Raw genomic sequence first — 22307 nt, forward strand, 5'->3', positions numbered from 1 at the left:
CAGCATCATATGATCTACGTTTTCGGACACTCACTTTCATCTCCTCTTTCATTCAGGATAATGGCTTAACTATGTGTCCACAAGTTTGTAGCAGGATCAATCCTTCTGAATTACCGAGAAGTTCTACTTCATCCCGTTTAATTGTGAGTAAGCTTGGGAAAATGCGTATCAAAAAAATTGTATCATCCTTAACAGCAATCGCATGAAAAAAACTGCCAAGAAAGATGATCAATGGGGCTACGTACAAAAAAGCAGATATAAAAATGGGTGCTAATCCTATGCTAATTTCTAAGGTGAATGGAAAGTTTGAATACGCATGCGTTCGAAAAGCAAACAGTAGTGCTAATGCGAGGAAGATAAAGCGCGTCTTATTTGTGATGATGGAAATGTCTTTTTTGTTTCCCGAAAAACCAGCTTTACGGAAAAAATAATAAGGAACTTCTCTTCTGATGTCGAAGTTGAAAACTGCACAAACTATATTCACAAGTATAAGAAAAAAAGCAAGATAGACGGGGTAAGTGGAGAGAGCGCCAAGTAGAGCTGCCATAAAAGGTTTCCTGAGATGTTTTTGTAATGTTTTTTGGGTTATGCAATAACGCCATTACTCAGATGAATTAATGATCATTTGTCAATCTTCCTGATCAGTTCTGCAAGGTTTTCGGTTTGATTAGAGAGTAGTTTATTCTTTCTATTTTATAAGGGCGGTAAGTTGTTTTTTACTCAGCAATACAAGGCGTCCTTGTTTCCACTGCGGGCAATATACAAGCGAGACATTGCCTGCTGATTTGACTGTTAATTGCTTTTTTTCATTCTTTGTTAGCCGAATTCCGGCTGTTAGCCGTAACGGGCTAAGAATAAGCTCGTCATTGTTATAGCTTGCTCCACCGTAGTAGGAACCAACAAAGAGGAAAAAGGCACAGTATGCGATTATAAAAGTACCAATGAGTATCGAAAGGTTTTCGATTGTCGGTATTTCTAATGCCCTTCCAAACTGGTGGTCTAGGATTGCCCCGTAACTAAATAAAAAAACAAGTCCGCTCCCCCATCTTGTGTATTTACAAGGGTAAACAACTTCTCCTTCACCAAGCCATCCATAAGCTTTGAGAACGAAATTACATGCTTTTATCGGAAGTTTAATTCCAGTAACTCGCAATATTACACTGCTGAATGTAATGAAAAGAAAAAGTGTAGCTGGTATGATGACTAAGCATCCCATGACAAGTTCATAGAAATTTTTAAACATATGCGCCCCCACTCGTCGTTCTTTAAAATGGATCATCGCGTTGTATTAAACTTATAAAACAATTGTTCTCGTTGTATGAAAGAACTTCAAATTCAACCTATCGTATTTGTCTACTTATGTGTTTCTTTTTGAATAGTGGCTTGTTCTTTTTTGTTCCCTCCGAAAGAATTCCAGCAGATAAATCAAGTTCACTGGATCTACTCAATAATATCCATACCACATCCACGTCACCGTCACGCATTCCTAAGAGTGTTTTTTGATAAATAATCCGTTCCTACCATAATCACGGGATGGCAAATGGAGTCATCCAGTGTCTTCATAAAATTGTCTGCCTTCGAAGCAGAGCATTGCTACATTGACAAGTTTGTGACGTGACAACCAACTGCCAAAGCTGTCAGCTTCTTCAAAATGTATGAATCTGATTTTTGGTAATTTAAAGTCCCAACTTGCTTATATTATATGAGATATGTTTTTCCATTGCATGGATGAGCCTTGGGCTGCAAATCCTTTTTTCTGGTTCTGGAAAAATGAACATTTTTTAGAGCATCCGTTCGATGTTTTTTAGATACAAAAAAAGAGTGGCCAGCCACTCTTTTGAGATTTTGAATTACGGGGAAGCGGTTCATTTATTGTTGGGGGTGCTCTGATACGTACCGTATAGAGAGAACACTCTTTTTATTTTTGGAAGATTCTACAATGTCAGCTTTGAAAGTTCATGCTTAATGAAGTCTATGAAAAGACTTTTTGCGGGATTCATTTCCTCGTCATCTACAAGTAGAATTAACTTATGCATTGGTAATTCAGGCAATCCATAGGATTCCGGAGCCTTTCGTATATTAGGCGTTAAAGCCCAGGCTGGCAGGGCGGAGATTCCGAGACCTGCTTCAACAGCGGCTTGAATGCTGACAACTGAGTTGCCGGTGAATTTTACTTCCCATTCTCTTTCTGCACTATCCAGTGCCTCTGTGCTTTGTTTTCTAAAACAGCATGGGGCAGAAAAGACTGCTAGCGGGATGCATTGTGTGTCAGGAAGTTCATAGTTCTGCCCAAAAATCCAAACCAGAGGTGCCTTGAGCAACGTATGTTTTGAAGGCGTCAGGCTGCTGTCTCCGGTAACTACAAGATCAAGTAGCCCTTCGTGATACATAGGAATGAGATCGCGTCCACTTCCCATTGTAATTTCAAGATGGATGTTGGGGTGGTGCTGTCGGAACTGGTTAAGAAGCGAGGACAGCATGTTGGGAACAAAGTAGTCCTCTATGCCTACGCGCAGGTTCCCAGACGCAGACGGTACAACGAGTCGCTGCAACGCCTCGTTGTGTAAGTTGATAATTCTTTGAGCATAGCCTTTAAGCAGTTCTCCTTCGGGAGTGAGTGCCAGGCTTTTGCTTGTGCGTTCAAAAAGTTTTGTATCAAGCCGTTCTTCAAGCCGTTTAATTTTAATGGAGACTCCGGACTGAGTAAGCCCGATTTTATCTCCGGCTTTTGTGAAGCCTTCATTTTGTGCAACAGCTAAAAAACACTGGAGCAGGTCTATTTCTAAAATTGTTGTGTGCATGAATCTATTGTGTATCGTAATTGATATGATGACAACAATTAATTTGTGTTATGATTTGCAGGTGTCTATATCATGGTCATACGAAAATGATTGTCCAAAAATAGTGTAAAATTATTAGGAGAACGCAATGAATGAAGTCATCAACGCAATGAACGAGCGACGTACAATACGTAAATATACAGATCAGGAAGTTTCTGATGAAACAATGAATACTTTGTACAAAGTTGTAGAAGGAACACAATCCTGGGCGAACTCTCAGTGCTGGGAAATTGTAGAAGTTCGTGATCCGGAACGACGTAAAGCGTTGCAGGAAATTGTTCCTAAAAAAAATCCAGCATATCCTGCAATTGTTAAGGCTCCTAAACTGTTGGTTCTGTGCGCGCGTAAAGGCCAGTCAGGCACCATAGGAACGCCGGAAATGGTAACAAAACACGGTGATTGGTATATGTATGATCTTGGTCTCGCAACACAGAATCTTTGTCTGGCAGCACACTCATTGGGACTTGGTACAGTAGTCGTTGGTTGGTTTGATCCCGATAAGGCAGAGGAAATTATTGAAGCTCCGGAAGGTGTGGAAGTAGTATCTCTTATTCCTCTTGGATATCGGAATCAAAAAGGCGTTGTTCCGAAGCATAAGCCGTCAGAACAGTTCGTTCATATTGATTCATTCTAATTTTTCAAGAGAACTTAGGAGTACAGAATATGGGCAACCCACTAATCATTGTTGCAACGATTGAAGCTAAAACAGACAAAATTGCTCTTGTTAAGCAGGAGTTGGTCAAGCTTATTGAGCCGACCAGAAAAGAGGCTGGGTGCATTCAGTATGTTTTACATCAAGATAATGAGCAGCCGGAGGTGTTTCTTTTCTATGAACGTTGGGAGACTCGTGAGCTTTGGCAGGTTCATATGGGGAATGAAAATTTAAAAGCATTCCAAGAAGCAACTGATGGCGCTTTGGCAAACTTTACTGTTCATGAAATGACGCAAGTAGACTGATTTCAGAGACTGGAAAGAAAAAACCACCCAAACGGGTGGTTTTTTATGTTGTTTTAAAGACTTGCTGGCAGACAGTGCATGTGTATGAATCGCGTGGCGAGCAATAGGCGCCGCGTTCTTTGAAACATTCCTCTGCCTGCATAAGAGCAACAGCTTTTTCTGCTGCTTTGTTTTTTTGTGATGTAGCACCGTTTATTCTGTCGATATTTCCTTTTATCCAACGCTTTAGATAAAAGCGCTTGCCCCAGAATGTCATATGCACTGCTTTTTGTTCGGCAATCCGAAGTTCTGAAACAAATTCCGCAGTAAGGTTTCTACTGTCCATTTGCACTGCATATTCAAGGGCTTCAAGAGGATTGAAATTCGCAACGCGGACTAGGTTTCCAGCCAGTTGCCGTGGGCTGTCTTCATAACGTTCTTTTTCTATAACAAGAAATGCAACTTCATCCGGTTGTACTTCGTCATCACTCTTAGCGGCGTTACGTTCTTCTGTGTGGTCGAAAACATGGACGATTTCTACGGTGAATACGCTATTGGAAGAAATATCTTTCAGTGCAATTTCTAAAAATTCATCAATAATATTGTATTCAACTATGCGGCTGGACATACCTAGCAGGTAAGCAAGTTGGGTAGTTTTGAAGATACCGTAATCACGCCCGATAAGGTTGGCTAAAATGCGCAGAGCCTGAACAGAACGGAGTGTTGAAAAAACGAGATACGGTTTCAAAAGTTCTTGAGCCTGCTGTAAATGAGGCATGGGGCGCCCTGTAATACGCGTAAGATCATCCTTGGACGGACGCTTAAGCGGATTGGCTCCATAGTAAAGGCTGCGTGAAGTAGGGCTGCTCATTTTCATCTCCTGAAACGGTACACTCTGTGCTGTGCCCTGTGTATCAGCTTTTGTTTTCTCATGCCATAGGCTGTTCTGTGGTTCTGTTATTCTGGTACGTTGCAGAAAGGTTCAAATGGTGTTCAAACTTAGTGGTTTGAAAATATTGGATAAAAATATTGCTCCTATTGTTTGAAGTAAAAAAAATGGTGAGAACGTCAATTGCTCATTATTCTGCACTAAAAAAGTTTGAACAGAAAGTATGACTTAAATCCTGTAAAGTGCCATTCCTTCATATCTTTTTTACATATTTTTGTTTGTGTACACAATCACATGTGCTATCACACCCGCAGTCATTCTGGAGAAGAGACTGAATTATTGCTTGCTGCCTCTTCTCACGTAATTGCGGATTGACCAGTCAATCCGCAATTTTATTTGATGATTTGTTCAATATTTTTGAAAAAACTTTTTATCAAAATTGGTAAAAATTTCACAGTAATAACGATACAACTCTCAGTAATCACTGCCTTTTAGATTATAAATGAAGATTTCATATGCTGAAATAAAAGGCTTGTGAAAAAAAGAACTTTTGTATATCAATAAAACCAACTGATTAACAAGTCAGGTCTGTGCGCCAACACAGAACAACAAATAACATAATAGTGAGTGAACAAGATGATGCAGCAAGCAACACTGATAGAATCATCTGTTTGGTCCCAAAATAGAACACAACCTAGCGTGCTCGTTGGGGTCGGAAACGACCATACCAAACAATACGGTATTCGGTTTGTACGTGACTTTTTTTGCCAGGATGACCTAGCTAAATTTACACTTTTTCATCTGCAGAATGCAGAAAATCTTCAGTTACTCGGCACAAGTGAACGGTCTGCTAGCGCCAAAGAGACCGTTGCTGAAGAGTTTTTAGCACGAACAGGTGAACAGCTGTCATGTTTGATGACTGCTCAGGCAAGTCTGAAGCAGGTAGGCATATCAAGCAATCGTATTGCTCTTCTTTCAAGACTGCAGACCCATTCTAAGGCGTGGGATCTGATGGAGGAAGCAGCAAACGGTAATCATGATGCCCTCGTTTTAGGTAAACGTGGTAAATCATGGTTTGAGAGCATGATTAACGGCTCCACCGATATTACAAAAGAAGTTATTGAGCGATCCTGCGCAAGACCGGTTTGGCTTGCCCCTTCATCGATCCATGGCCGCAGGAATGTGCTGTTATGTGTGGACGGTTCTCGTTCCTCCAGAAACATCACTGAGCATGTAGCACAGATGGTTGCAGCTAACCCGATGCATACCATTACCGTTCTGCATGTGGCTCCCGGTAAAAAATATACTACCGCTTCTCCTAGTGTTGCGTTTCTGAATAAACAGTCTCGCAATCAGCGCAAGGCGCAGTGTTTTATTTCTAAAACCAGCCACCAGGTTGTAGCAGATGCAGTTGCCCTGCTTGTTGCAAATGGTGTGAAAGAAGATGTCATCAGAACCCAGTTGGCACATTCTAACGATCCTGCTTCTGTAATTATGGAAACCTCTGATCAAGGTAACTTTGCAGTAGTGGCAATGGGTCGTTCCGGTACAGGAAACAGCTTTATGCGTCACATGCTTATGGGCTCTTCCGTGGCCCATGTGTGGAAAAAGCTTAATAACGCATGCTTGTGGTTATCGTGTTAGGAACCCGTTAGTGGTAACTTCGCAACACCTCAAGGTAACTACTCAGTCTTAGACACCCCCGACCATGTAGAGATGACCCATATCTCTGTATGGTCGGGCTCCATACAAAAAAGGGCTTTGTACTCATGTACAAAGCCGTTTTTTGTATGATGATTGATCCGGAGCAGACGCTGCCGGATTTTTTTTATGCAAAGAAGAATCGGAGTATGCCAAGGCATACCATCGCGTACAGCCCAGCCAGAACGTCATCAATCATGACTCCCCAGCCGCCTTCCAGCCATTTTTCAGAATCTTTGACTGGGTAAGGTTTTGTAATGTCGAATATTCTAAAAAGGATGAACCCGATCACCATCCACCAGAATGACAGTGCAGCAAACGGCAGAAAAGTTATCCACTGGCCTACCAGTTCATCAAGCACAATAGAGCCGGGATCTTTGCTCTCAAGGATTTCTTCTGCACGGGTGATTTGAATACTGCCCCAGCAGAAGAGAATAGCGATAGCCACAATACGCAGCCACATAGGAAGCGGCATGAAAAAAATAGGTGCCAGCAGAACCGCAGCAGCAGAACCGGCAGTACCCGGTGCAACCGGCGAAAGACCGAATGGACCCAGCCGTGAAGCATGCAGAGCAATTTTGTCACTGGTGGAAAGTTGTGTGATCATGTTACAGCCCCTGTTTTAATTGTGTTGACGGTATATTACTGAGCTGTTGGTGTAACAACACCGGCAGCCTGTAGTTTTTCTAATAATTCGGTTACTGGTAAACCAACAACATTTGACCATGAACCGCAAATTTCTTCTACAAGGAATGACCCGATTCCTTGAATTGCATATGCCCCTGCTTTATCTGAAGGCTCGCCTGTCCGAATATACGCCCGCAATGCTTCGTCAGAATATTGTTTCATTGTTACAGCTGTTTCAACTGCATATGTTTCTGTTGTGCCGTCTGCATACACTAATGCTGTTGCCGTAATCACTTTATGTGTATTGCCGGAAAGCCTGCGCAACATGTCGAGAGCATGAGCATTATCAGCCGGTTTTCCCATTATTTCATTGCCGAGAACAACAATGGTATCTGCGCCGATAAAACATGCAGCGTCTTTGTGGGGTGAAACCTCTCGAACAGAAAGTGTTTTTGCAAGAGCACAACGGCATGCAAAGGATGCCGGAACTTCTCCGGTATCAGGAAGGGGTTCGTCTCCGGCATGTGTTTCAACGGAAAAAATAATGCCTAATTCAGAGAGGAACTGACTTCTTCTTGGAGAGCCGGACGCAAGAACAACAGGCGTTAAGGTTGCATAAACAGGTGTATTCATATGGTAATAATAATTCCGGTTATAATGTAGTATGTCTTCGCTGCACTTTGCTGCATCTACAAAGTATTTGTCAATAAATTGAAATTTTACTGCAAGGGGTTGAGAAACAGGAGATACGTATATTCTTCGTATAAGCATATAATGCCGCCTGTTTTTTAACTGTGATTCTTTAGATTGCTAAAATACACTGTCAGTCTAAATTCTAATGAGTATCAGTCTAAAGTTTATCTTTAGGATGTCGATACCGACTATTAAGAGTATAGCGTCATGACAGTAAATTCATTTTATGTGCAAAACATGCTTCGAAAATACAAGAAGCAAATTACTTCTGCCCAGCATATTGCGCGGGAGACAGGTTCGGCGCGAAATTTGCATTTTAGTTACGATGACGATCAATTATCTGACATGGACCAGCGTGTTGCAGAGGCAAGGCGTCAGGGACTTGTTGAGCGGGTTGCCAGAGAAGTGTACGAAAACTTGCTTTTCTCCGGTAGCGACAATCCAATTGTGGAAGAAATCAAGGCGCAACTTGAAGATGATTTAGGGTTTGCCGTATTGTTCCGGAATCCTTTTCCAAATCTTTCTCTCCAAATCTATAAAGAAACTGATTTGGGGCCGATAAAGGTATCAAGTGATGAGAAAGAGGATATAATGAACAAGCTCTGGGCAATCTCTTTAGACAAAGTCAATGCGACCATGTTATAAGCGTGCCGTTGACCGGGAGGTAGGGAATGAAAGTTTATGATTATAACGCAAAGCTGGATTACGGCTCGACGCTGAAAAAAGGAAAGCGTGCCGAACAGGCTGGACGTGATCATGTTAGTCGTGAGCAGACTGCTGTAGAAGCTGAACCTAAAGGCGATAAGGTTAGTTTCTCTGATGAAGGTCGTTTACGTACTGAAGCATATAAAGAAGCAATGAACGCACCTGAAGTGCGCAAAGATAAAGTAGCTGCCATTAAAGCGCAGATTGCTTCCGGTGAATATGAAATCGATAGCAAGAAGATTGCTGAAGGCATTCTTCGAGATGAGATCGATCTGTTCATCTAATATGTTTTACTAGTTCTTAAAAAGTAATAAGCCGCTCTGAATAGAGCGGCTTTACTGCGTTTGTGGCGAAAGGATTGTTTTTTACGAAATCATTTGCGCAGGGCATTAAGTGTCATTTCTTTAAAATCCTTTTCTCCTAACGTAATCCGTTCGTTCGTGACTTTTTGGTCAACTTGCCTGCGAACTTTGGCTGCAATTACTTTGGCTCGCATTCTTCGAACCGGCATGGCCAGCTCTCTGCCTACATCCTGAACATATTCCGGTGTTATTATTGCCTCAGCACTGGCTGTAACGGAATCTTTCAGCGCAGCGAACTCTTGAACAAACTTGCTGGGTTTCATCATCCGTTTGTTTGCTTCAAGTTTTATTGTTTGCATGCGACACCATGAAGCGTTGTGTTTTAACGACTCGTGAAGAATACGCTCAGTCATTCGAATAATTTGTTCTCTGGAGAACACACCTTTTGCTTTGGTAGCTCCTACTTCATAAAGAAGCCTTTCTGTAATGTAGTCAACGCGAGATTTGTTCAGTCGTGACGGCTCTTCATTCAGCTCTGCTAAAAGGAATAGCAGATTTGCCTTGTTGCCTACGAAATCAATGGCTCTTTGATGGTTTTTAATGGCATTACTGACGGTTGAAGTGTGCGGATGCTCTGGTTCATACAACGCTGCTTCTTTCTCAGTCATAGGCACGTGTTCATGGAGCTGCTGAATTTGTTGGCTTCGTAAGCGATGTATCGTTTTTGTTTTTTGGATGAGCTGAGAGACTTCACCACAGGTAAGACTATCTGCATTGCCCACGGTAGATCGCTGAAGTAAGCCTTGCCGGACTTTTACGCCGTCCATTCCGTGTAGTTCCGGGTTCATACCGTGCAGTGCTTCACGGGCATTATCGATACCATATTTTTTTACAAGTCCGTTCCAAAGTGTCCATGCAGCAAGACGATTTTCTTCTGCCTGTTCCATTTTTGTTCTCTCGCAGTAGCCTTTGAAGAGACCTAGAGGCTCTAGAAAAGAAACAAACCGTCCTTTCCATGTTTTTCCGGCCTTAAGAGTTCCGTCTTTGGATAGGCGAATTTTTTCAGAGCTGCTTCCTATATGTTCAAAACCGCTAAGTTCTGATTCGGTTATTTTTTTGCTGAGTACCCGCATAGTTCTCTCCCCCTGATCGCATTACGTTTGCTGTAGGCAGGTATGACTTACTATCATGTTGATGGCCATCACATATGCCTCAGTAACACGTTGAAAGAAAAGGTGTATTCTCTTATGGTGCTCTACCAATTGGTAAAAGAGTAAAGCTGTACTATGGGCTGTGTTTCACCCGTGTTGTTTGGGACTAGTGTACCTTTTTTTTCAATTGTAGGGTACTGTTCTCAATTTATTATGTACTGCTTTTGTGTACGGGAGAGACTGGCGATACAAATTTTACTGCATGGAAAAACGAGGTAAAAGGCGTTACGGTAAACTTATTTGATAACGTCATAACCCTCTGTAAATATAATGCAGCTGTTGCATGGGGCTGTATTGTACAATGAAGGCACTCATACGTCATGCCATACGCCTTGGTAGAGTGCCTTCATTTTTTATTACATAGTTATTCACGCTTAAAAGTGAATATTCGCGTAGAGTTTGCCAAAGCAAGAAGTGACGTGCCTACATCGGCAAATACAGCTTCCCACATTGTGGCTATGCCGAAAATACCCATCGTGATGAAGATCGCCTTTACAGCAAATGCAAAGAAAATATTTTGCCACACAATCCTTTTTGTTTGTTTGGCAATGGCTATGGCCTGCGGAACCTTTGAAGGAGAATCTGTCATCAGTACCACATCCGCAGTTTCTATTGCAGCATCACTTCCCAGTCCGCCCATAGCAATTCCTACATCAGCGCGGGCAATTACCGGAGCATCATTGATTCCATCTCCGAGAAAGGCTGTTTGGCCTTTCTCTTTTTGATTTTTGTGCAGTGTTTCAAAAAACGCGACTTTATCTTCAGGAAGCAGGTTAGCATGGAATGTATCAAGCTGGAGAGAGTCTGCGATTGCCTGTGCTGCTTTTTCATTGTCTCCAGTGAGCATTACGGAAGCAATTCCTTGTTGTTTGAGGTTCCGTATTGCTTCTTGAGCATCACCTCGTAACGCATCTCCAATAACGATAGCTCCTGCAAACACTCTGTTTACCACAACATAGACTACCGTTCCTGTCTGTTTTGTTTGGGAAAAAATGATTCGTTGCTGCGTCAGCAATGAGGCATTTCCTGCAAGAATATATTTGCCGTGATAATGCACACTGGCTCCTTTGCCGGTGAGCGTCTTGGCTTCCTCAAGCGCATTTTCATCCAGTGTTCCCCCGTGTGCCTTATGGTATTCCAGAATCGAGCGTGCAATAGGGTGTGTTGAATTAAATTCAGCAGCCGCGGCATACTCTATTAGCTCGGTATGTGTGAATCCTTCAGCAGGCTCTACAGATTGCACGACGAAAATGCCGTGTGTCAGAGTGCCGGTTTTATCAAAGGCAACGGCCGTAACATTTGCAAGCGCATCGATGAAGTTGGAACCTTTAATGAGGATTCCCGCACTGGAGGCACGCCCTATGCCGCCAAAGTACCCTAAAGGAATACTGACGACTAAAGCGCACGGACAGGATATAACAAGCAGAACAAGGGCTCTGTAGACCCATTTGGTTATATCACCGCCCATAATCAGAGAAGGAATAAATGCGACCGCAAGTGCTGTAAGCACTACATATGGTGTGTAGTATTTTGCAAAGGTTGTGATAAATTTTTCTGTTTTCGCTTTGCGTGCAGTTGCATTTTCTACAAGCTCCATAACTTTAGCGATAGATGATTCTTCAAAGGGGCGGGTAACTTTTAGTGTAATGGCACCGTCGATACATAGTTGTCCTGCCATGACCGTATCATCTTTATGGACAGAAATTGGTACAGATTCACCTGTAAGGGCAGCTGTATTTATCTGAGATGTTCCTTCAAGCACGATGCCGTCCAGAGGAATTTTTTCACCCGGTCGAACTGTGACGTTATCTCCGATTGAGACCTCTTCAGGGAGCCGCTCTATGACACCGGCTGCTGTGTGCACTCGGGCAACTTCCGGTTTGGAGGCAAGGAGTGATTTGATAGAGCGGCGGGACCGCGCCACAGCCAGTGACTGCATGAGTTCGCCAATCTTAAAAAAGATCATGATACCTATTGCTTCAGTGTAAGCATGAATCACTAGTGCTCCTGCTGTTGCGATCACCATGAGTACATTTTCATCAAAGAAATCACCTCGCATTACGGTTTTGTAAGCATTGGTGAGTACAGAGCCGCCAGCAAGCAAATAGGCTGTGAAAACAAGGATGAATTCCCAGAAAAGAAGGTTGTGTTTATGGAACAGGTGCTCGAAAAAGAACTCCCAAAGAAACAGTATGATGGCGATATAGAGCATGATTGCATCAGTATTGAGGAAGAGGCTCTTTCGTTGTTGCCATGCGCGGGCAGAGCACACTTCGCAGTGGGCTGCTTCCTCAAATGTAGAATGGCGATGCGGAATAGGTTCCATAACATGACCCTTTTTAGAAAATACATGATGAAGAGAAAGATTTCGCGATGCTTCTCCACCTGTAGCAAACATGAACAAATGTTACGATACTAAATTTTGATAATATCATCATATTGAGCTGCTGTTGCAGGGATTCAAAAAAGCTTATGTATGTATGAATTAACTTATTGATATATTCCAAACAATTGTCGCACCAATATGTTGTTTGATGTACTGTTGAGTATTCCTATGTGTCGAATGGAATTACTCAGGAGTTCAGTATGTTATGCAGGTGTGTTGTCGTATTATGCAGCCTGTTGTTGTGGACAGGTGTGGCGTGGGGGTATGCTCCTCCGGAGATGTCTCCGGAAGGGTATCCTGCTGTCGGGCAGGGATGTCTTGCCGGTCACTGTCATGCAGATCAGGCTCCCATTCGTGCTCATGATTCTGAAATGGCAAAGCAGATTTATATTCTCGGGGCAGCGCAAGGCGACCCAAACGGTTGTGTTGTTTGTCACGGGGGTGATCCTGTAGCGTTATGGCAGCGTCGCTTGCACCATGGCGCACCGGAAGAGAGCTTGCTTACAGAGTTTACAACAACCCCGTCAGCATTGTCTGTGGTGGATAAAACGTGCGGACAGTGTCACAAAGAACAAGTCTATCGTGTTCGGCGTTCAGGCATGGCAACGGGAACGGGACATCTTTCTGCAGCTCTACAAGGCTGGGGCATGAAACCCGAACAACCTTTGGGCGTATGCGCTATGACAGATACTGATGGAAAACTGCCGTCAACAGGGACTCCGGAATATCAGTCATACATGCTTTCGTTAGATGCCCGCCAAGGTGGTATATTTACTGAACGGGTTACTGAAGTTCCAAAGAAGAATTGGGCAGAGATTGAAAACGATCCAGCGCTGGCCGGCTATGCATATGTGAAGCAGGAATGTACATCTTGTCATATTGGGCTGGTGAATAACGGAGGGAAGAGCTCAGGTTGTGCAGCCTGTCACCTTCGATTCAGCGACAGTGGCACATTAGTGACCCATTCGTTGCAAGGAAGCGCGAAAAGCCCTGTAGTAGTGGCAGGAAGAGTAAAAAGAGGTATTCCTGTTGAAGCATGTGCGCGGTGTCATTCTGAAGGGAGACAAATTGCTGCATCGTACAAAGGATCAATGCGGCTTTCAAATTCACAAAAATACCGTGCAATGCGGGATGATGTTCACCACAGCAGTTTGAACAGATACGGAAATCATTCCGGAGGATTACTCTGTCAGGACTGCCATTCCACTAGAGCAATGCATGGAACAGGGAACATTGCCCGTTCAGGCAGGGGGAATGTTGAAGTTGAATGTGCGGATTGTCATGGCACACCAACAGCGTATCCATGGGAACTTCCCATTGGGTGGCAGGATGAGTTTGCTTCAGTACCTGCAAAAGGGGATGGACGTGGCGTTGCAGAAATTCTTCCAGCAGAGCAGCGCGCCGGTACTGTCTATGTGCCAGAAGACGGATATATTTTAACTGCACGCGGTAATCCCTTCGGTAATGTTGTGCGTAGAGGAAAAGCCGTTATTGTCCACTCTGCAACAGGTAAATCGTATGAAGCGCCTGTGCTGAAAAATCTTACACAACGCGATACTTGGACGACACCGATACGTGCTGCAGCAGCAATGGTGCAGCAACCTGAACACATGAAGCAGCTTGAATGTTACAGCTGTCATAGCGCGTGGGTTCCACAGGAGTACGGAAAGCATTTACTTGTTGATTTTGTGAAAACTGAAACTGTGTATTCAGCGCAGAAAACAGATCGTCAAGAATGGCGCAATGCTGTTCTCGGTATAAACGGGGAAGGACGTGTTAGTCCTCTTGCACCGTTGATGCAGCAGGATGTGACTCTTATTTCACCAGATAAAGCGGTCATACTTCGACGACATATTTTTACAGCTCATTCTGCTCAAAAGAATCCAGCCATAATCTATAATGTCCTGAGCAAAACTATCGAAGACCTACTGCTGAATCATGTGGATACTAGTAGGGAAGAAACTGTGCTTTCTGTATACCGTTCAGCAGAGGAGTATGCACAACAGAATACGCCGTTGCATAAATTATTGTCTGCATCTTTTACAATGGCTCCCCTTGCACCGCATACGGTAACGCGAAATGCGAGACCGTGTGAGTCATGCCATGTAAGCCCGAAGGCATTGGGATACGGAGATGATTCAGGTGGTGGGTCACCAGATGCTCCGTTGAAAGAATCTTTGTTGCAGGCAGCGCTTCGCAGCGGCAGTGAAACAGAAATACTTAGCCGTGAAAAAACGCGGCGTATGACTGTTCGCAGAAATGAAATAATTTCTGCACCGAAGGTGCCGTATGCTCAGGTTGTGACACGGAGCGGGAAGCAGGTTCAACAGGTAGGATTTCATTGGGCATTAAGTTCACCGCTTTCGGAAACGCAGCGGGAAAAAATGGAAGAACAGAATCCATTTGCCCTAATGCGAGCCGGACGTAACGTTACGGAGGGCATGATTATGGTTATCGGAAAATATGAGATTGATGCGATTGCAGCCTCGGCAGCAATTTTGGCGATTATTTTTTTCGTAATCGTCGCAGCGTTTATGCATACTCGTCGATGTAAGCGTAAAAACGGACCGAAATGTTAGTGGAATGTTCGTCTTTATTCTCTGTACGTTGAATATCTTGTGCAGATAGTAAAAAGTATGTTCGCAAAGAAAAGGGTAGCCTGTAAAACAGGTTGCCCTTTTGTCGGGAAGAGGACGGACAACACATCTTGTGGTCGTGTAATAGAAACGTTGCCTGCATATGCTGACGCATGATTTTTTTGAAAAACTTGCAGGAAAGAAAAAATTATTTTTCCAGATACGAAATTGCTTCCTTAATTGCGTGTAAGGCGGAGGGAGTGTCAGCCAGAATTTCCGGATGTTGAGGCATCAGAACTTGTAGCAATTCTTCCGGTGTGGTGGCTTTTGTGTTTGGATCTTTTTCGTAAGCAAGTGCTTGTAATTCTAAGAGAATTTCGTTCGGGATTTGTGAGTCTGATGGCTGCATACGTCTTCTCCAAAAAAGGATTGTATTATCTTCTGGTTAGTTCACCGTTACAGAAACGGATAGCTTTGACAACAAGTTGGTGTCGAAACGTGGTGGAGAACTTTTTTTAGGACATATGCAATTCTTTTACTTATATGAAGGTCGTTGCTTGTTTTTCGGCATTTCAATGCCAGCCATACCCGAAAATTTTTTGTGCTCCTTATGATGCAACAGCTTTTGGGCAATTGTTGCAGCCTTCCAGACAAGGCAAAGTAGAATTTTTTTGGTCACGGCGTTTACTACCCCCATGTATTAAGCGCAGCCATGGCTCACCGCTTGGAATGTTGAAACATCGAGGTTCATTCATTGACCTCTCACATAGTAGAGACTGTGTTTGGTGAACAGATTAATACTATGTACGTTTTTTAGGAGTTCTGCTTTTGCAGAACAGACTGTCCAGAGTAAGCCGCTTCAGTGCCGGAAGCGGTGTGCGGAAAGATAGTTTTTTGGCTAAGATCCCCTCTGTTGGCGCTAAGGGGATCTTTTCTTTTGCGGCGTGCTACGCAACAATCCGCGTTTCTAGCCCGAACTGCATGTCGCAAAAAGGAGTCCGCCCCTGTCAGAGGAACGACAAGGGCGGACTTATATTTTTTCAGGGTATTTTCTCAAAACCCTATTCAGCTCTTCTGTGTAGCAACAACTTTTTCAACGCGTGTGTGAAAACGACGCGTTAAGTCTATTATCTCAAAAAACTGTTTGCTACGGTTTAGTAGAACGAATTTTTTCAATAAGAGATGTGGTTGAAAAGCCTTTCAGCAGCGGCAAGCTGAGAACAGTTCCGCCATCTGCTTCAACGATGTCTTTTCCCACAATCGAATCTATTCCCCAGTCTCCACCTTTGATGAGCACGTTCGGGCGTACTGCGTCGATGAGTTCAAACGGTGTGGATTCATCAAATTCAACAACGTAATCAACGCTGGAGAGATGAGCCAGCACATACGCACGTACAGCAAACGTGTTGACGGGTCTGTCGTTTCCTTTACCCAGTGAACGCACAGAAGCATCACTGTTCAGTCCAAGAACCAGAATATCTCCTTCAGCCTTGCAGCGTTCGAGGATATCAACATGTCCGGGATGAAGGATATCATAACAGCCGTTAGTAAAAACAATACGCTTATCACGTTTGTCCGCCAGTGCCGCGAGTAAATCGTCCCACTGGTCTGCACGGAAAATTGCCGGATGGGCTGGAATACCGTTGTTCATGCTCATACTACTGCCTGCTTACGCAGAATGTGAAAGGGTTGTACTGGTGCCGAAGAGGATGAGTTCCATCCACTCCATAGCAAAAAGAAGGCGTTCCTTCTCGTCTGTCATAATTTTTTCGCGACGCTCTACAGGTACGTTGACTCTATCCATCAGGTTCATGTCTTCCATAAATCCTTTGAAATGGTCGAGCTGATAGAACGCAAGCAGAGCCATTTGAACACGTTTCTGAGTCAGCTCAAGATCTGTGTCGAGGAAACGGGAAATGATGCTCATGTAGCGGTCTGCGAAGTAGTTGTATTCCTCCAGACCCTGATCATTAAGCCATTCCTGTGCTGTCCATTTTTTGGCTTCGGCAAAGCCTTTACAGTGGTCTTCCTGTACAACAACAAATTGTTCTACAACAGCACCTTTATCATCAAGATGTGTTGCTCTGCCGAGTGGGTACGTACGACATGCAGCAGAACGGTGTTCATAAACTGTACAGCCGTTTTCGCCAAGGAAAGGACATTCCTGCTCAATGGTATCTTTCATTTTAAGAAACAGCACTGGAAAACCGGAGTTAGGGTACTGTTCAATGACAGTGTATTCTTTGATAAATGTGGTGCTGTCCAGTCCAAGCCCCTGACGCAAGCGCAACGCGTCATATGGGGAAAGCGGCATGTTTAAGTCGCGGCAACATGCATTAAAACAGGAAACCTCAGGATGACATGCAAAAGTGAAGGTGTCGCCGTCTGCCAACTGCGGCAACGATTCAAGATACTCTAAGGTATCCTGCACTGTGGATTCATCATCAGGTCCTGCATCATGTGGATCTACAAACATAAAAAACTTCCTGAAAAATTAAAGGCGGGCTTGCGCCCGCCCTTAGGTGATTAAAAATCAAAGTTCATAACGCTGCGAACCATTTCCATGGTTTCGCGAGCCATTTTAGTGGCGCGTTCATTGCCGTGTTCAAGCACTTCCTTAACAAAGTTAGGCTTTGCTTCAATCACTGCACGGCGCTCCTGAATAGGGGCAAGGAACTCTTCCATGGACTCGAGAAGAATTTTCTTACAGTCAACACAACCAAGTTCTGCAGAAGTACAACCCTTGCGGATCTCCGCCTGTTTCTCTTCGGATGTCATGAGTACATGGTACGGGAAGAGGTTACAGATATCTGGATCGCCTGGATCTTTGCGGCGAACACGGTTTTTATCTGTCAGCATGCCGCGTACTTTTGGCTGAATGTCGTCCATGCCTTCACGCAAGAAAATGCCGTTGTTGTAGCTTTTGGACATCTTACGGCCATCGAGACCCGGAAGCTTCGCTTCAGGAGTAAGCTTTCCTTCAGGTTCAGGGAAAATGCTACAGTCGTACATGTGATTGAAACGACGTGCAATTTCGCGTGTCATTTCAATGTGCGGAAGCTGATCCTGACCTACAGGAACATACGCAGGGCGGTACATCAGAATGTCTGTAGCCATGAGTACCGGGTATCCAAGGAAGCCGTAGTTTCCGAGGTCTTTGTTGCTGATCTGGTCACGCTGTTCTTTGTATGTAGGACAACGTTCAAGCCAGCCAAGCGGGGTGATCATGGACAGGAGCAGGTGCAACTCTGCGTGTTCTTTAATCGCGGACTGCTGGAAAATAGTACATTTCTCAGGGTCAAGACCGGAGGCAAGCCAATCTTTAACCATTTCCGGAACATGAGTTTTAATACCACTGGTATCTGCGTAATCACTTGTGAGCGCATGCCAGTCTGCTACAAAGAAGTAGCAATCCATCTCGTGTTGCATTGCTACCCAGTTCTTAAGAACGCCAAAGTAATGGCCAAGGTGAAGGGCGCCAGTAGGACGCATACCGGAAACGGTACGTGTGAGAGTCATTTTTTTCCTCCGGATATAGTGTCAGGCTTTAAATCAGGTAGATCAATTGTTGAATCAGATCGGCAGATCCAGTGATGAGCGGACTGATGATTCTACCCAAAAAGCCTGTTGCCAACAGAATAATTATAAGAATAAATCCATAGCGTGCGAGGCTCTGGTATTTATAAGCAAGATTTGGCGGCAGTATACCTGCCACAATATGGCTGCCGTCCAGCGGTGGGAACGGCATAAGGTTGAACCACCCGAGTGTCAGGTTGATCCAGATACCGGCAACACACATGTTACGCAGAAAATCGTATGCTGAAGCATACAGCGAGCCGGCTTCAGGAATATTTTTTGCGACTATCGCAAAAAGAACCCCGAAGAGGACAGCGAGAATAAAGTTAGTAAGCGGCCCCGCAATAGAAACGAGGATCATACCTTTTCTCGGATTTTTAAACCAGCGTCCGTCAACCGGCACTGGTTTTGCCCATCCGATGATGAATGGACTTGTAAGCGCTGTAAGAACAAACATTGCTGTACCCATAGGATCAATATGAGGAACAGGGTTCAGCGTCAGACGACCGGCTGCCTTTGCAGTCGGGTCTCCAAGTTTGTTTGCAACCCAGCCATGCGCCACTTCATGGCATACCATGCCTAGGAGCATTGGAACGAACGCAACGGCAATCTTTGTTACACTTGCTGCAATATCGGTATTTATCATAACTTTTGCGGCTACCACGAACCCCCTTGGGAAGCAAGTAAATTCGCGGCTCCGAAGGTTTTACGCCAGTTTTCTAGCTGTTATCCAAAAGCGGTTTTAACCGCATATCGTTTTGCAGATGATCGAGAAGTTTACGGTGCCCTGCCGGAAGAGTCACTTCATCAAGTTCATCCATGCTTACCCATTTGTACTCAGTGGCAGCATGCAAAACAGGTTCTGCTGAATGTTGATCTGTAAAGGTCAGAAAGTAGCAGTGCATCGTAACACGGTAGGTTGTGTAGCCGTGTTTTACTACAAGAATTTTATCTTCAATGGTTACAGGAAATTCAGTTTCTTCCATGAACTCACGGACAACGGTTTCTTCCGGTGCTTCACCTTTTTCTACAGAGCCTCCCGGCAGCTCCCAGAACCCAGCCCACACGCCGAAATCAGGACGTTTCTGTATGTAGATTTTACCCTGGTGCATAAGAAAGCCTGTTGCCACGTCGATGTGTTTAATCTCTTTTTTAGCAGTGGGAACCGGACGTTCATGCGGAATGCCGAGATGAAACGCTTCGCAATATTGCTGAAGAGGGCACCGTTCGCAGCGGGGCTTTTTACTGCAAACTAATGCTCCAAGCTCCATGACCGCCTGATTAAATTCTCTGGCATGGCCGGAGGGGAGAACGTCAGTAACTGTTTTGCGAATAAAGGCCATATTGTGCTTTTGTTTGACCGGAGAATCTATGTCAAAAATACGAGAAAAGACCCTTTCTACATTAGCATCAACACAGATAACATCCTGATTGAAAGCAATAGAAGCAATAGCACCTGCGGTGTACTCGCCGATGCCCGGTAAGGCTCGTATGGCAGCGTGTTCTTCTGGAAAGACTCCCTTATGTTCAGCAGCAATAATCTTAGCAGCCTTGTGCAGATTGCGGACACGGGAATAGTAGCCAAGTCCTTCCCAAAGTTTCAGCAGTGTATCTTCATGAGCTTCAGCCACAGCTGTAATACTTGGCAGTGCCTCCATCCAGCGGTGGAAATACGCGACTCCGCGCTCCATCTGAGTTTGTTGCAGCATTATTTCTGAAACCCAGACTCGATACGGGTCATAGTCTTCACGCCACGGTAGAGCGCGTTTATTGGCATCGAACCAAGTCAGCAGGTCGTTGGCAAAAGCAGGATATTGTTCCGGTGAAATCATTTTTTACTCGTTGTTCCTTGCGTGGGATAGAATATGTATTCGTGGTAGCGTCTGCATTACATAGAGTAAAGCCCTGAATTTTGCGAAAAACCTTGGCAATGTGTAACTTCTTTTAGACATTAGATATAGTACACTGTATGATATTTAGAAGTTTAACGAACTAAAAGTACGAAGTTTGCGTTGGGGGGCTAAGGATGTTGATTCCTAAAATTTGTCCGAACTGTAATGGGAGCAGGACGCTTCTCTACTTTGACGCTGTTTACTACTACGTTGTATGTGATCAGTGTGGGATGGCTGGTGCCCGTGCATTAACAGAAGATGAGGCTTTGACCTTATGGAATGAGCGCGGGAACACATCATTTACGTATGAAGTTGTGCAGGATAGCAGCAAGCTTGTGCGAGCTATGCAGTGTGATACACAGCGGGCAAGTAAGCGATATCCGATCAATTTACCTGTAGTTCTTACTCTTTCCCGCCCTACAGGAAAGAAGATTACAGGTGTCATGCGTAACGTTTCGTACTATGGAGCTTTTTTACAGCTTAAGGGGGGGAATGTTAGCTATATCCCAACCTCCACTGAGGCGTTGGCAGAGCAGAGGATGTTTTTATATTACAAAAATCCTCCGTTGAAGCATAAACGTGACAGTGGTGATCTTGCTACGTCTCCGGAATCTAATCCGATCCAACAAATTGAATTGATTCCGAAACATATGTTGCAGACCAGTCAGAGTGTTGGCGTGGGGGGCTGTTTCAAGAGTCCAAATGCTCAACAGCTTGAATCTGTCCAAGGACTGGTAGATTTTGCCCGTAATCGGTAAGAGTGGTTATTGCTTCCATTAGAATTTGTGGATGAGAGGGTCGATACAATGTATCGACCCTCTTTCTTTTGGGAAAAAAGGCAGTTGAAAAAATATGATTGTATGCTGACTACTCGGAGACGGGTTCTTTTTCTGAAGCCCAATACGGGTTTTGTAAATCTTCAAAAGCGGACATGGCTGCTACTGCACCATCACTCACAGCTGTAACAATTTGCCGCACCCCGCCGTTTACATCGCCTGCAGCATAGACTCTCGGAATATTCGTACGCATTGTAGTGTCTACACGGATTGTTTTATCAGGATTGAGTAAAACCCCGATTTTTTCTGCCAGTTGAGAATTCGCGTCCATACCGATGGCGATAAATACACCGTTACAGGCATGCTCAGTTGTTTTTCCGTTTTTAGTATTTTTAAGCGTAACACCTTCTACTTCAGTGTCATTGCCGTATATTTTTTCGATAACTGTATCGTAGAGTACGGGAATTTTTTCTCGTTTTAGCGCATCTTGAAGAGCCTTTTCAGCTCGTAAGGTGTCCCGTCGATGGACAATCGTGACATCTATCCCCAAATTTTTGAGGTGAAGAGCATCAGTCAGGGCACTGTTCCCCCCGCCAACCATAAGAACATGCTTGTCTCGGAACATGTACCCGTCGCATGACGCGCAATGGGTCACACCGGTTCCAAAATATTTCTTTTCCCCTTCCACACCGAGCGAGCGCCATTCAGTACCAGTTGCAAAAATAAGTGCCTTGGCTGCATAGATGCGTTCTGCGGTGTGAACTTCAATTTCCTCTCCGATTGTGACATCCACAATACTTTGATTCTCTCTGATGTTGGAATACTCCCGAGTGTGAGCTGTAAGAATTTCAACCAGAGCTACACCGCCCACACTCCTGAAACCCGGATAATTTTCAACAACAGGTGTCGTGACTATCTGTCCGCCGATGACAGAGCTATCCAGAACAACAGAATCCAAGCCCGAGCGTTTTGCGTAAATTGCAGCAGTAAGGCCTGCTGGTCCTGCACCAAGAATAAGGAGGTCATAGACCTTCCCGTCTTCTTCAGGCTCAGCAGCTTGTGTTTGTTCTCGTAAAACGTCTTCTGCATTGCGGAGCATAAGTAGTTCCAAGCAGAAACGTTCTTCAGGCATTAACCCGACTTGGTAGTATTCTTCACTAAAGCTTGTGTGCGGCACGGAGCCGACACTGTATTCTT

At 44.3% G+C, this 22307-nt stretch carries 22 protein-coding genes; 7 read left to right on the plus strand and 15 right to left on the minus strand.

Annotated elements, in window-relative coordinates:
• Window positions 1-52: 52 nt before the first annotated feature.
• The 3 genes from QZY95_RS02055 to QZY95_RS02065 form a co-directional block, all read right to left on the minus strand.
• Window positions 53-547: a hypothetical protein gene (locus tag QZY95_RS02055; protein WP_290918731.1), complete on the minus strand. Its 495-nt coding sequence runs from the start codon at window positions 545-547 to the stop codon at window positions 53-55.
• Window positions 548-688: 141 nt separating this feature from the next.
• Window positions 689-1243, minus strand: coding sequence for a hypothetical protein (locus tag QZY95_RS02060; protein WP_290918734.1), 555 nt, complete (start codon window positions 1241-1243; stop codon window positions 689-691).
• Window positions 1244-1934: 691 nt separating this feature from the next.
• Window positions 1935-2801, minus strand: coding sequence for a LysR family transcriptional regulator (locus tag QZY95_RS02065; RefSeq protein ID WP_290918736.1), 867 nt, complete (start codon window positions 2799-2801; stop codon window positions 1935-1937).
• Between the two features lie 127 nt (window positions 2802-2928).
• On the opposite strand from QZY95_RS02065, the gene QZY95_RS02070 reads away from it, so the two are divergent.
• Both QZY95_RS02070 and QZY95_RS02075 read left to right on the plus strand, forming a co-directional pair.
• On the plus strand, window positions 2929-3474 hold the full coding sequence (locus tag QZY95_RS02070) for a nitroreductase family protein (RefSeq protein WP_290918739.1): 546 nt from the start codon (window positions 2929-2931) through the stop codon (window positions 3472-3474).
• Window positions 3475-3503: 29 nt separating this feature from the next.
• Entirely contained in the window at window positions 3504-3797 is a 294-nt protein-coding gene (locus QZY95_RS02075) for a putative quinol monooxygenase (protein ID WP_290918741.1), read from the plus strand.
• A gap of 43 nt (window positions 3798-3840) precedes the next feature.
• On the opposite strand, the gene QZY95_RS02080 is transcribed toward QZY95_RS02075, so the two are convergent.
• Window positions 3841-4647, minus strand: coding sequence for a hypothetical protein (locus tag QZY95_RS02080; protein ID WP_290918744.1), 807 nt, complete (start codon window positions 4645-4647; stop codon window positions 3841-3843).
• 654 nt (window positions 4648-5301) lie between these two features.
• Between QZY95_RS02080 and QZY95_RS02085 the strand changes: the two genes are divergently transcribed.
• Entirely contained in the window at window positions 5302-6309 is a 1008-nt protein-coding gene (locus QZY95_RS02085; RefSeq protein ID WP_290918746.1) for a universal stress protein, read from the plus strand.
• Window positions 6310-6493: 184 nt separating this feature from the next.
• Here the strand turns inward: QZY95_RS02085 and QZY95_RS02090 are convergent, their stop codons facing one another.
• Both QZY95_RS02090 and QZY95_RS02095 read right to left on the minus strand, forming a co-directional pair.
• A complete protein-coding gene (locus QZY95_RS02090; protein ID WP_290918750.1) occupies window positions 6494-6973 on the minus strand; it encodes a phosphatidylglycerophosphatase A in 480 nt (159 codons plus the stop codon).
• Between the two features lie 35 nt (window positions 6974-7008).
• The gene (locus QZY95_RS02095) at window positions 7009-7626 is read right to left on the minus strand and encodes a Maf family nucleotide pyrophosphatase (protein WP_290918753.1); all 618 of its coding nucleotides are present in this window, start codon (window positions 7624-7626) and stop codon (window positions 7009-7011) included.
• A 267-nt stretch (window positions 7627-7893) separates the two neighbouring features.
• Here QZY95_RS02095 and QZY95_RS02100 point away from each other — a divergent pair, with 267 nt between their 5' ends.
• Window positions 7894-8331 (plus strand): DVU0524 family FlgM-associated protein, encoded by a 438-nt coding sequence (locus QZY95_RS02100; protein WP_290918755.1) that lies wholly within the window; start codon window positions 7894-7896, stop codon window positions 8329-8331.
• Window positions 8332-8357: 26 nt separating this feature from the next.
• Entirely contained in the window at window positions 8358-8675 is a 318-nt protein-coding gene (flgM, locus tag QZY95_RS02105; RefSeq protein WP_290918757.1) for a flagellar biosynthesis anti-sigma factor FlgM, read from the plus strand.
• An 89-nt stretch (window positions 8676-8764) separates the two neighbouring features.
• Here flgM and QZY95_RS02110 read toward each other — a convergent pair whose 3' ends face one another.
• Window positions 8765-9826, minus strand: a complete 1062-nt coding sequence (locus QZY95_RS02110; RefSeq protein WP_290918759.1) for a hypothetical protein — start codon at window positions 9824-9826, stop codon at window positions 8765-8767.
• 442 nt (window positions 9827-10268) lie between these two features.
• Entirely contained in the window at window positions 10269-12230 is a 1962-nt protein-coding gene (locus tag QZY95_RS02115; protein ID WP_290918761.1) for a heavy metal translocating P-type ATPase, read from the minus strand.
• Window positions 12231-12490: 260 nt separating this feature from the next.
• Between QZY95_RS02115 and QZY95_RS02120 the strand changes: the two genes are divergently transcribed.
• On the plus strand, window positions 12491-14869 hold the full coding sequence (locus QZY95_RS02120) for a multiheme c-type cytochrome (protein WP_290918763.1): 2379 nt from the start codon (window positions 12491-12493) through the stop codon (window positions 14867-14869).
• A gap of 205 nt (window positions 14870-15074) precedes the next feature.
• Here the strand turns inward: QZY95_RS02120 and QZY95_RS02125 are convergent, their stop codons facing one another.
• The 6 genes from QZY95_RS02125 to mutY form a co-directional block, all read right to left on the minus strand.
• Window positions 15075-15275, minus strand: a complete 201-nt coding sequence (locus QZY95_RS02125; protein WP_290918766.1) for a hypothetical protein — start codon at window positions 15273-15275, stop codon at window positions 15075-15077.
• A 738-nt stretch (window positions 15276-16013) separates the two neighbouring features.
• Window positions 16014-16517, minus strand: coding sequence for a D-glycero-beta-D-manno-heptose 1-phosphate adenylyltransferase (gene rfaE2 / locus QZY95_RS02130; RefSeq protein ID WP_290918783.1), 504 nt, complete (start codon window positions 16515-16517; stop codon window positions 16014-16016).
• Window positions 16518-16535: 18 nt separating this feature from the next.
• Window positions 16536-17342 (minus strand): YkgJ family cysteine cluster protein, encoded by an 807-nt coding sequence (locus QZY95_RS02135; protein ID WP_290918770.1) that lies wholly within the window; start codon window positions 17340-17342, stop codon window positions 16536-16538.
• Between the two features lie 50 nt (window positions 17343-17392).
• Entirely contained in the window at window positions 17393-18385 is a 993-nt protein-coding gene (trpS, locus tag QZY95_RS02140) for a tryptophan--tRNA ligase (protein WP_290918773.1), read from the minus strand.
• A 28-nt stretch (window positions 18386-18413) separates the two neighbouring features.
• Window positions 18414-19088, minus strand: coding sequence for a site-2 protease family protein (locus tag QZY95_RS02145; protein WP_290918786.1), 675 nt, complete (start codon window positions 19086-19088; stop codon window positions 18414-18416).
• A 73-nt stretch (window positions 19089-19161) separates the two neighbouring features.
• Window positions 19162-20274, minus strand: a complete 1113-nt coding sequence (mutY, locus tag QZY95_RS02150) for an A/G-specific adenine glycosylase (RefSeq protein WP_290918776.1) — start codon at window positions 20272-20274, stop codon at window positions 19162-19164.
• Window positions 20275-20468: 194 nt separating this feature from the next.
• Between mutY and QZY95_RS02155 the strand changes: the two genes are divergently transcribed.
• Entirely contained in the window at window positions 20469-21092 is a 624-nt protein-coding gene (locus QZY95_RS02155) for a Lar family restriction alleviation protein (RefSeq protein ID WP_290918779.1), read from the plus strand.
• Window positions 21093-21201: 109 nt separating this feature from the next.
• Here the strand turns inward: QZY95_RS02155 and QZY95_RS02160 are convergent.
• Window positions 21202-22307, minus strand: a 1106-nt coding sequence (locus QZY95_RS02160) for an FAD-dependent oxidoreductase (RefSeq protein WP_290918781.1), incomplete at its 5' end; no start/stop codon positions are given.

This window comes from Halodesulfovibrio sp. (assembly GCF_015482765.1).
Classification (GTDB): Bacteria; Desulfobacterota; Desulfovibrionia; order Desulfovibrionales; family Desulfovibrionaceae; genus Halodesulfovibrio.

Excerpts from the sequence above, each read along its gene's own strand:
- QZY95_RS02145 (WP_290918786.1), bottom strand. The coding sequence starts at position 19,088 with ATGATAAATACCGATATTGCAGCAAGTGTAACAAAGATTGCCGTTGCG.
- QZY95_RS02065 (WP_290918736.1), bottom strand. The coding sequence starts at position 2,801 with ATGCACACAACAATTTTAGAAATAGACCTGCTCCAGTGTTTTTTAGCT.
- QZY95_RS02115 (WP_290918761.1), bottom strand. The coding sequence starts at position 12,230 with ATGGAACCTATTCCGCATCGCCATTCTACATTTGAGGAAGCAGCCCAC.
- QZY95_RS02070 (WP_290918739.1), top strand. The coding sequence starts at position 2,929 with ATGAATGAAGTCATCAACGCAATGAACGAGCGACGTACAATACGTAAA.
- QZY95_RS02125 (WP_290918766.1), bottom strand. The coding sequence starts at position 15,275 with ATGCAGCCATCAGACTCACAAATCCCGAACGAAATTCTCTTAGAATTA.
- QZY95_RS02060 (WP_290918734.1), bottom strand. The coding sequence starts at position 1,243 with ATGTTTAAAAATTTCTATGAACTTGTCATGGGATGCTTAGTCATCATA.
- QZY95_RS02075 (WP_290918741.1), top strand. The coding sequence starts at position 3,504 with ATGGGCAACCCACTAATCATTGTTGCAACGATTGAAGCTAAAACAGAC.
- QZY95_RS02135 (WP_290918770.1), bottom strand. The coding sequence starts at position 17,342 with ATGTTTGTAGATCCACATGATGCAGGACCTGATGATGAATCCACAGTG.
- QZY95_RS02090 (WP_290918750.1), bottom strand. The coding sequence starts at position 6,973 with ATGATCACACAACTTTCCACCAGTGACAAAATTGCTCTGCATGCTTCA.
- flgM (WP_290918757.1), top strand. The coding sequence starts at position 8,358 with ATGAAAGTTTATGATTATAACGCAAAGCTGGATTACGGCTCGACGCTG.
- QZY95_RS02095 (WP_290918753.1), bottom strand. The coding sequence starts at position 7,626 with ATGAATACACCTGTTTATGCAACCTTAACGCCTGTTGTTCTTGCGTCC.
- mutY (WP_290918776.1), bottom strand. The coding sequence starts at position 20,274 with ATGATTTCACCGGAACAATATCCTGCTTTTGCCAACGACCTGCTGACT.
- QZY95_RS02120 (WP_290918763.1), top strand. The coding sequence starts at position 12,491 with ATGTTATGCAGGTGTGTTGTCGTATTATGCAGCCTGTTGTTGTGGACA.
- QZY95_RS02155 (WP_290918779.1), top strand. The coding sequence starts at position 20,469 with ATGTTGATTCCTAAAATTTGTCCGAACTGTAATGGGAGCAGGACGCTT.
- trpS (WP_290918773.1), bottom strand. The coding sequence starts at position 18,385 with ATGACTCTCACACGTACCGTTTCCGGTATGCGTCCTACTGGCGCCCTT.
- QZY95_RS02085 (WP_290918746.1), top strand. The coding sequence starts at position 5,302 with ATGATGCAGCAAGCAACACTGATAGAATCATCTGTTTGGTCCCAAAAT.
- QZY95_RS02055 (WP_290918731.1), bottom strand. The coding sequence starts at position 547 with ATGGCAGCTCTACTTGGCGCTCTCTCCACTTACCCCGTCTATCTTGCT.
- QZY95_RS02110 (WP_290918759.1), bottom strand. The coding sequence starts at position 9,826 with ATGCGGGTACTCAGCAAAAAAATAACCGAATCAGAACTTAGCGGTTTT.
- rfaE2 (WP_290918783.1), bottom strand. The coding sequence starts at position 16,517 with ATGAACAACGGTATTCCAGCCCATCCGGCAATTTTCCGTGCAGACCAG.
- QZY95_RS02080 (WP_290918744.1), bottom strand. The coding sequence starts at position 4,647 with ATGAGCAGCCCTACTTCACGCAGCCTTTACTATGGAGCCAATCCGCTT.
- QZY95_RS02100 (WP_290918755.1), top strand. The coding sequence starts at position 7,894 with ATGACAGTAAATTCATTTTATGTGCAAAACATGCTTCGAAAATACAAG.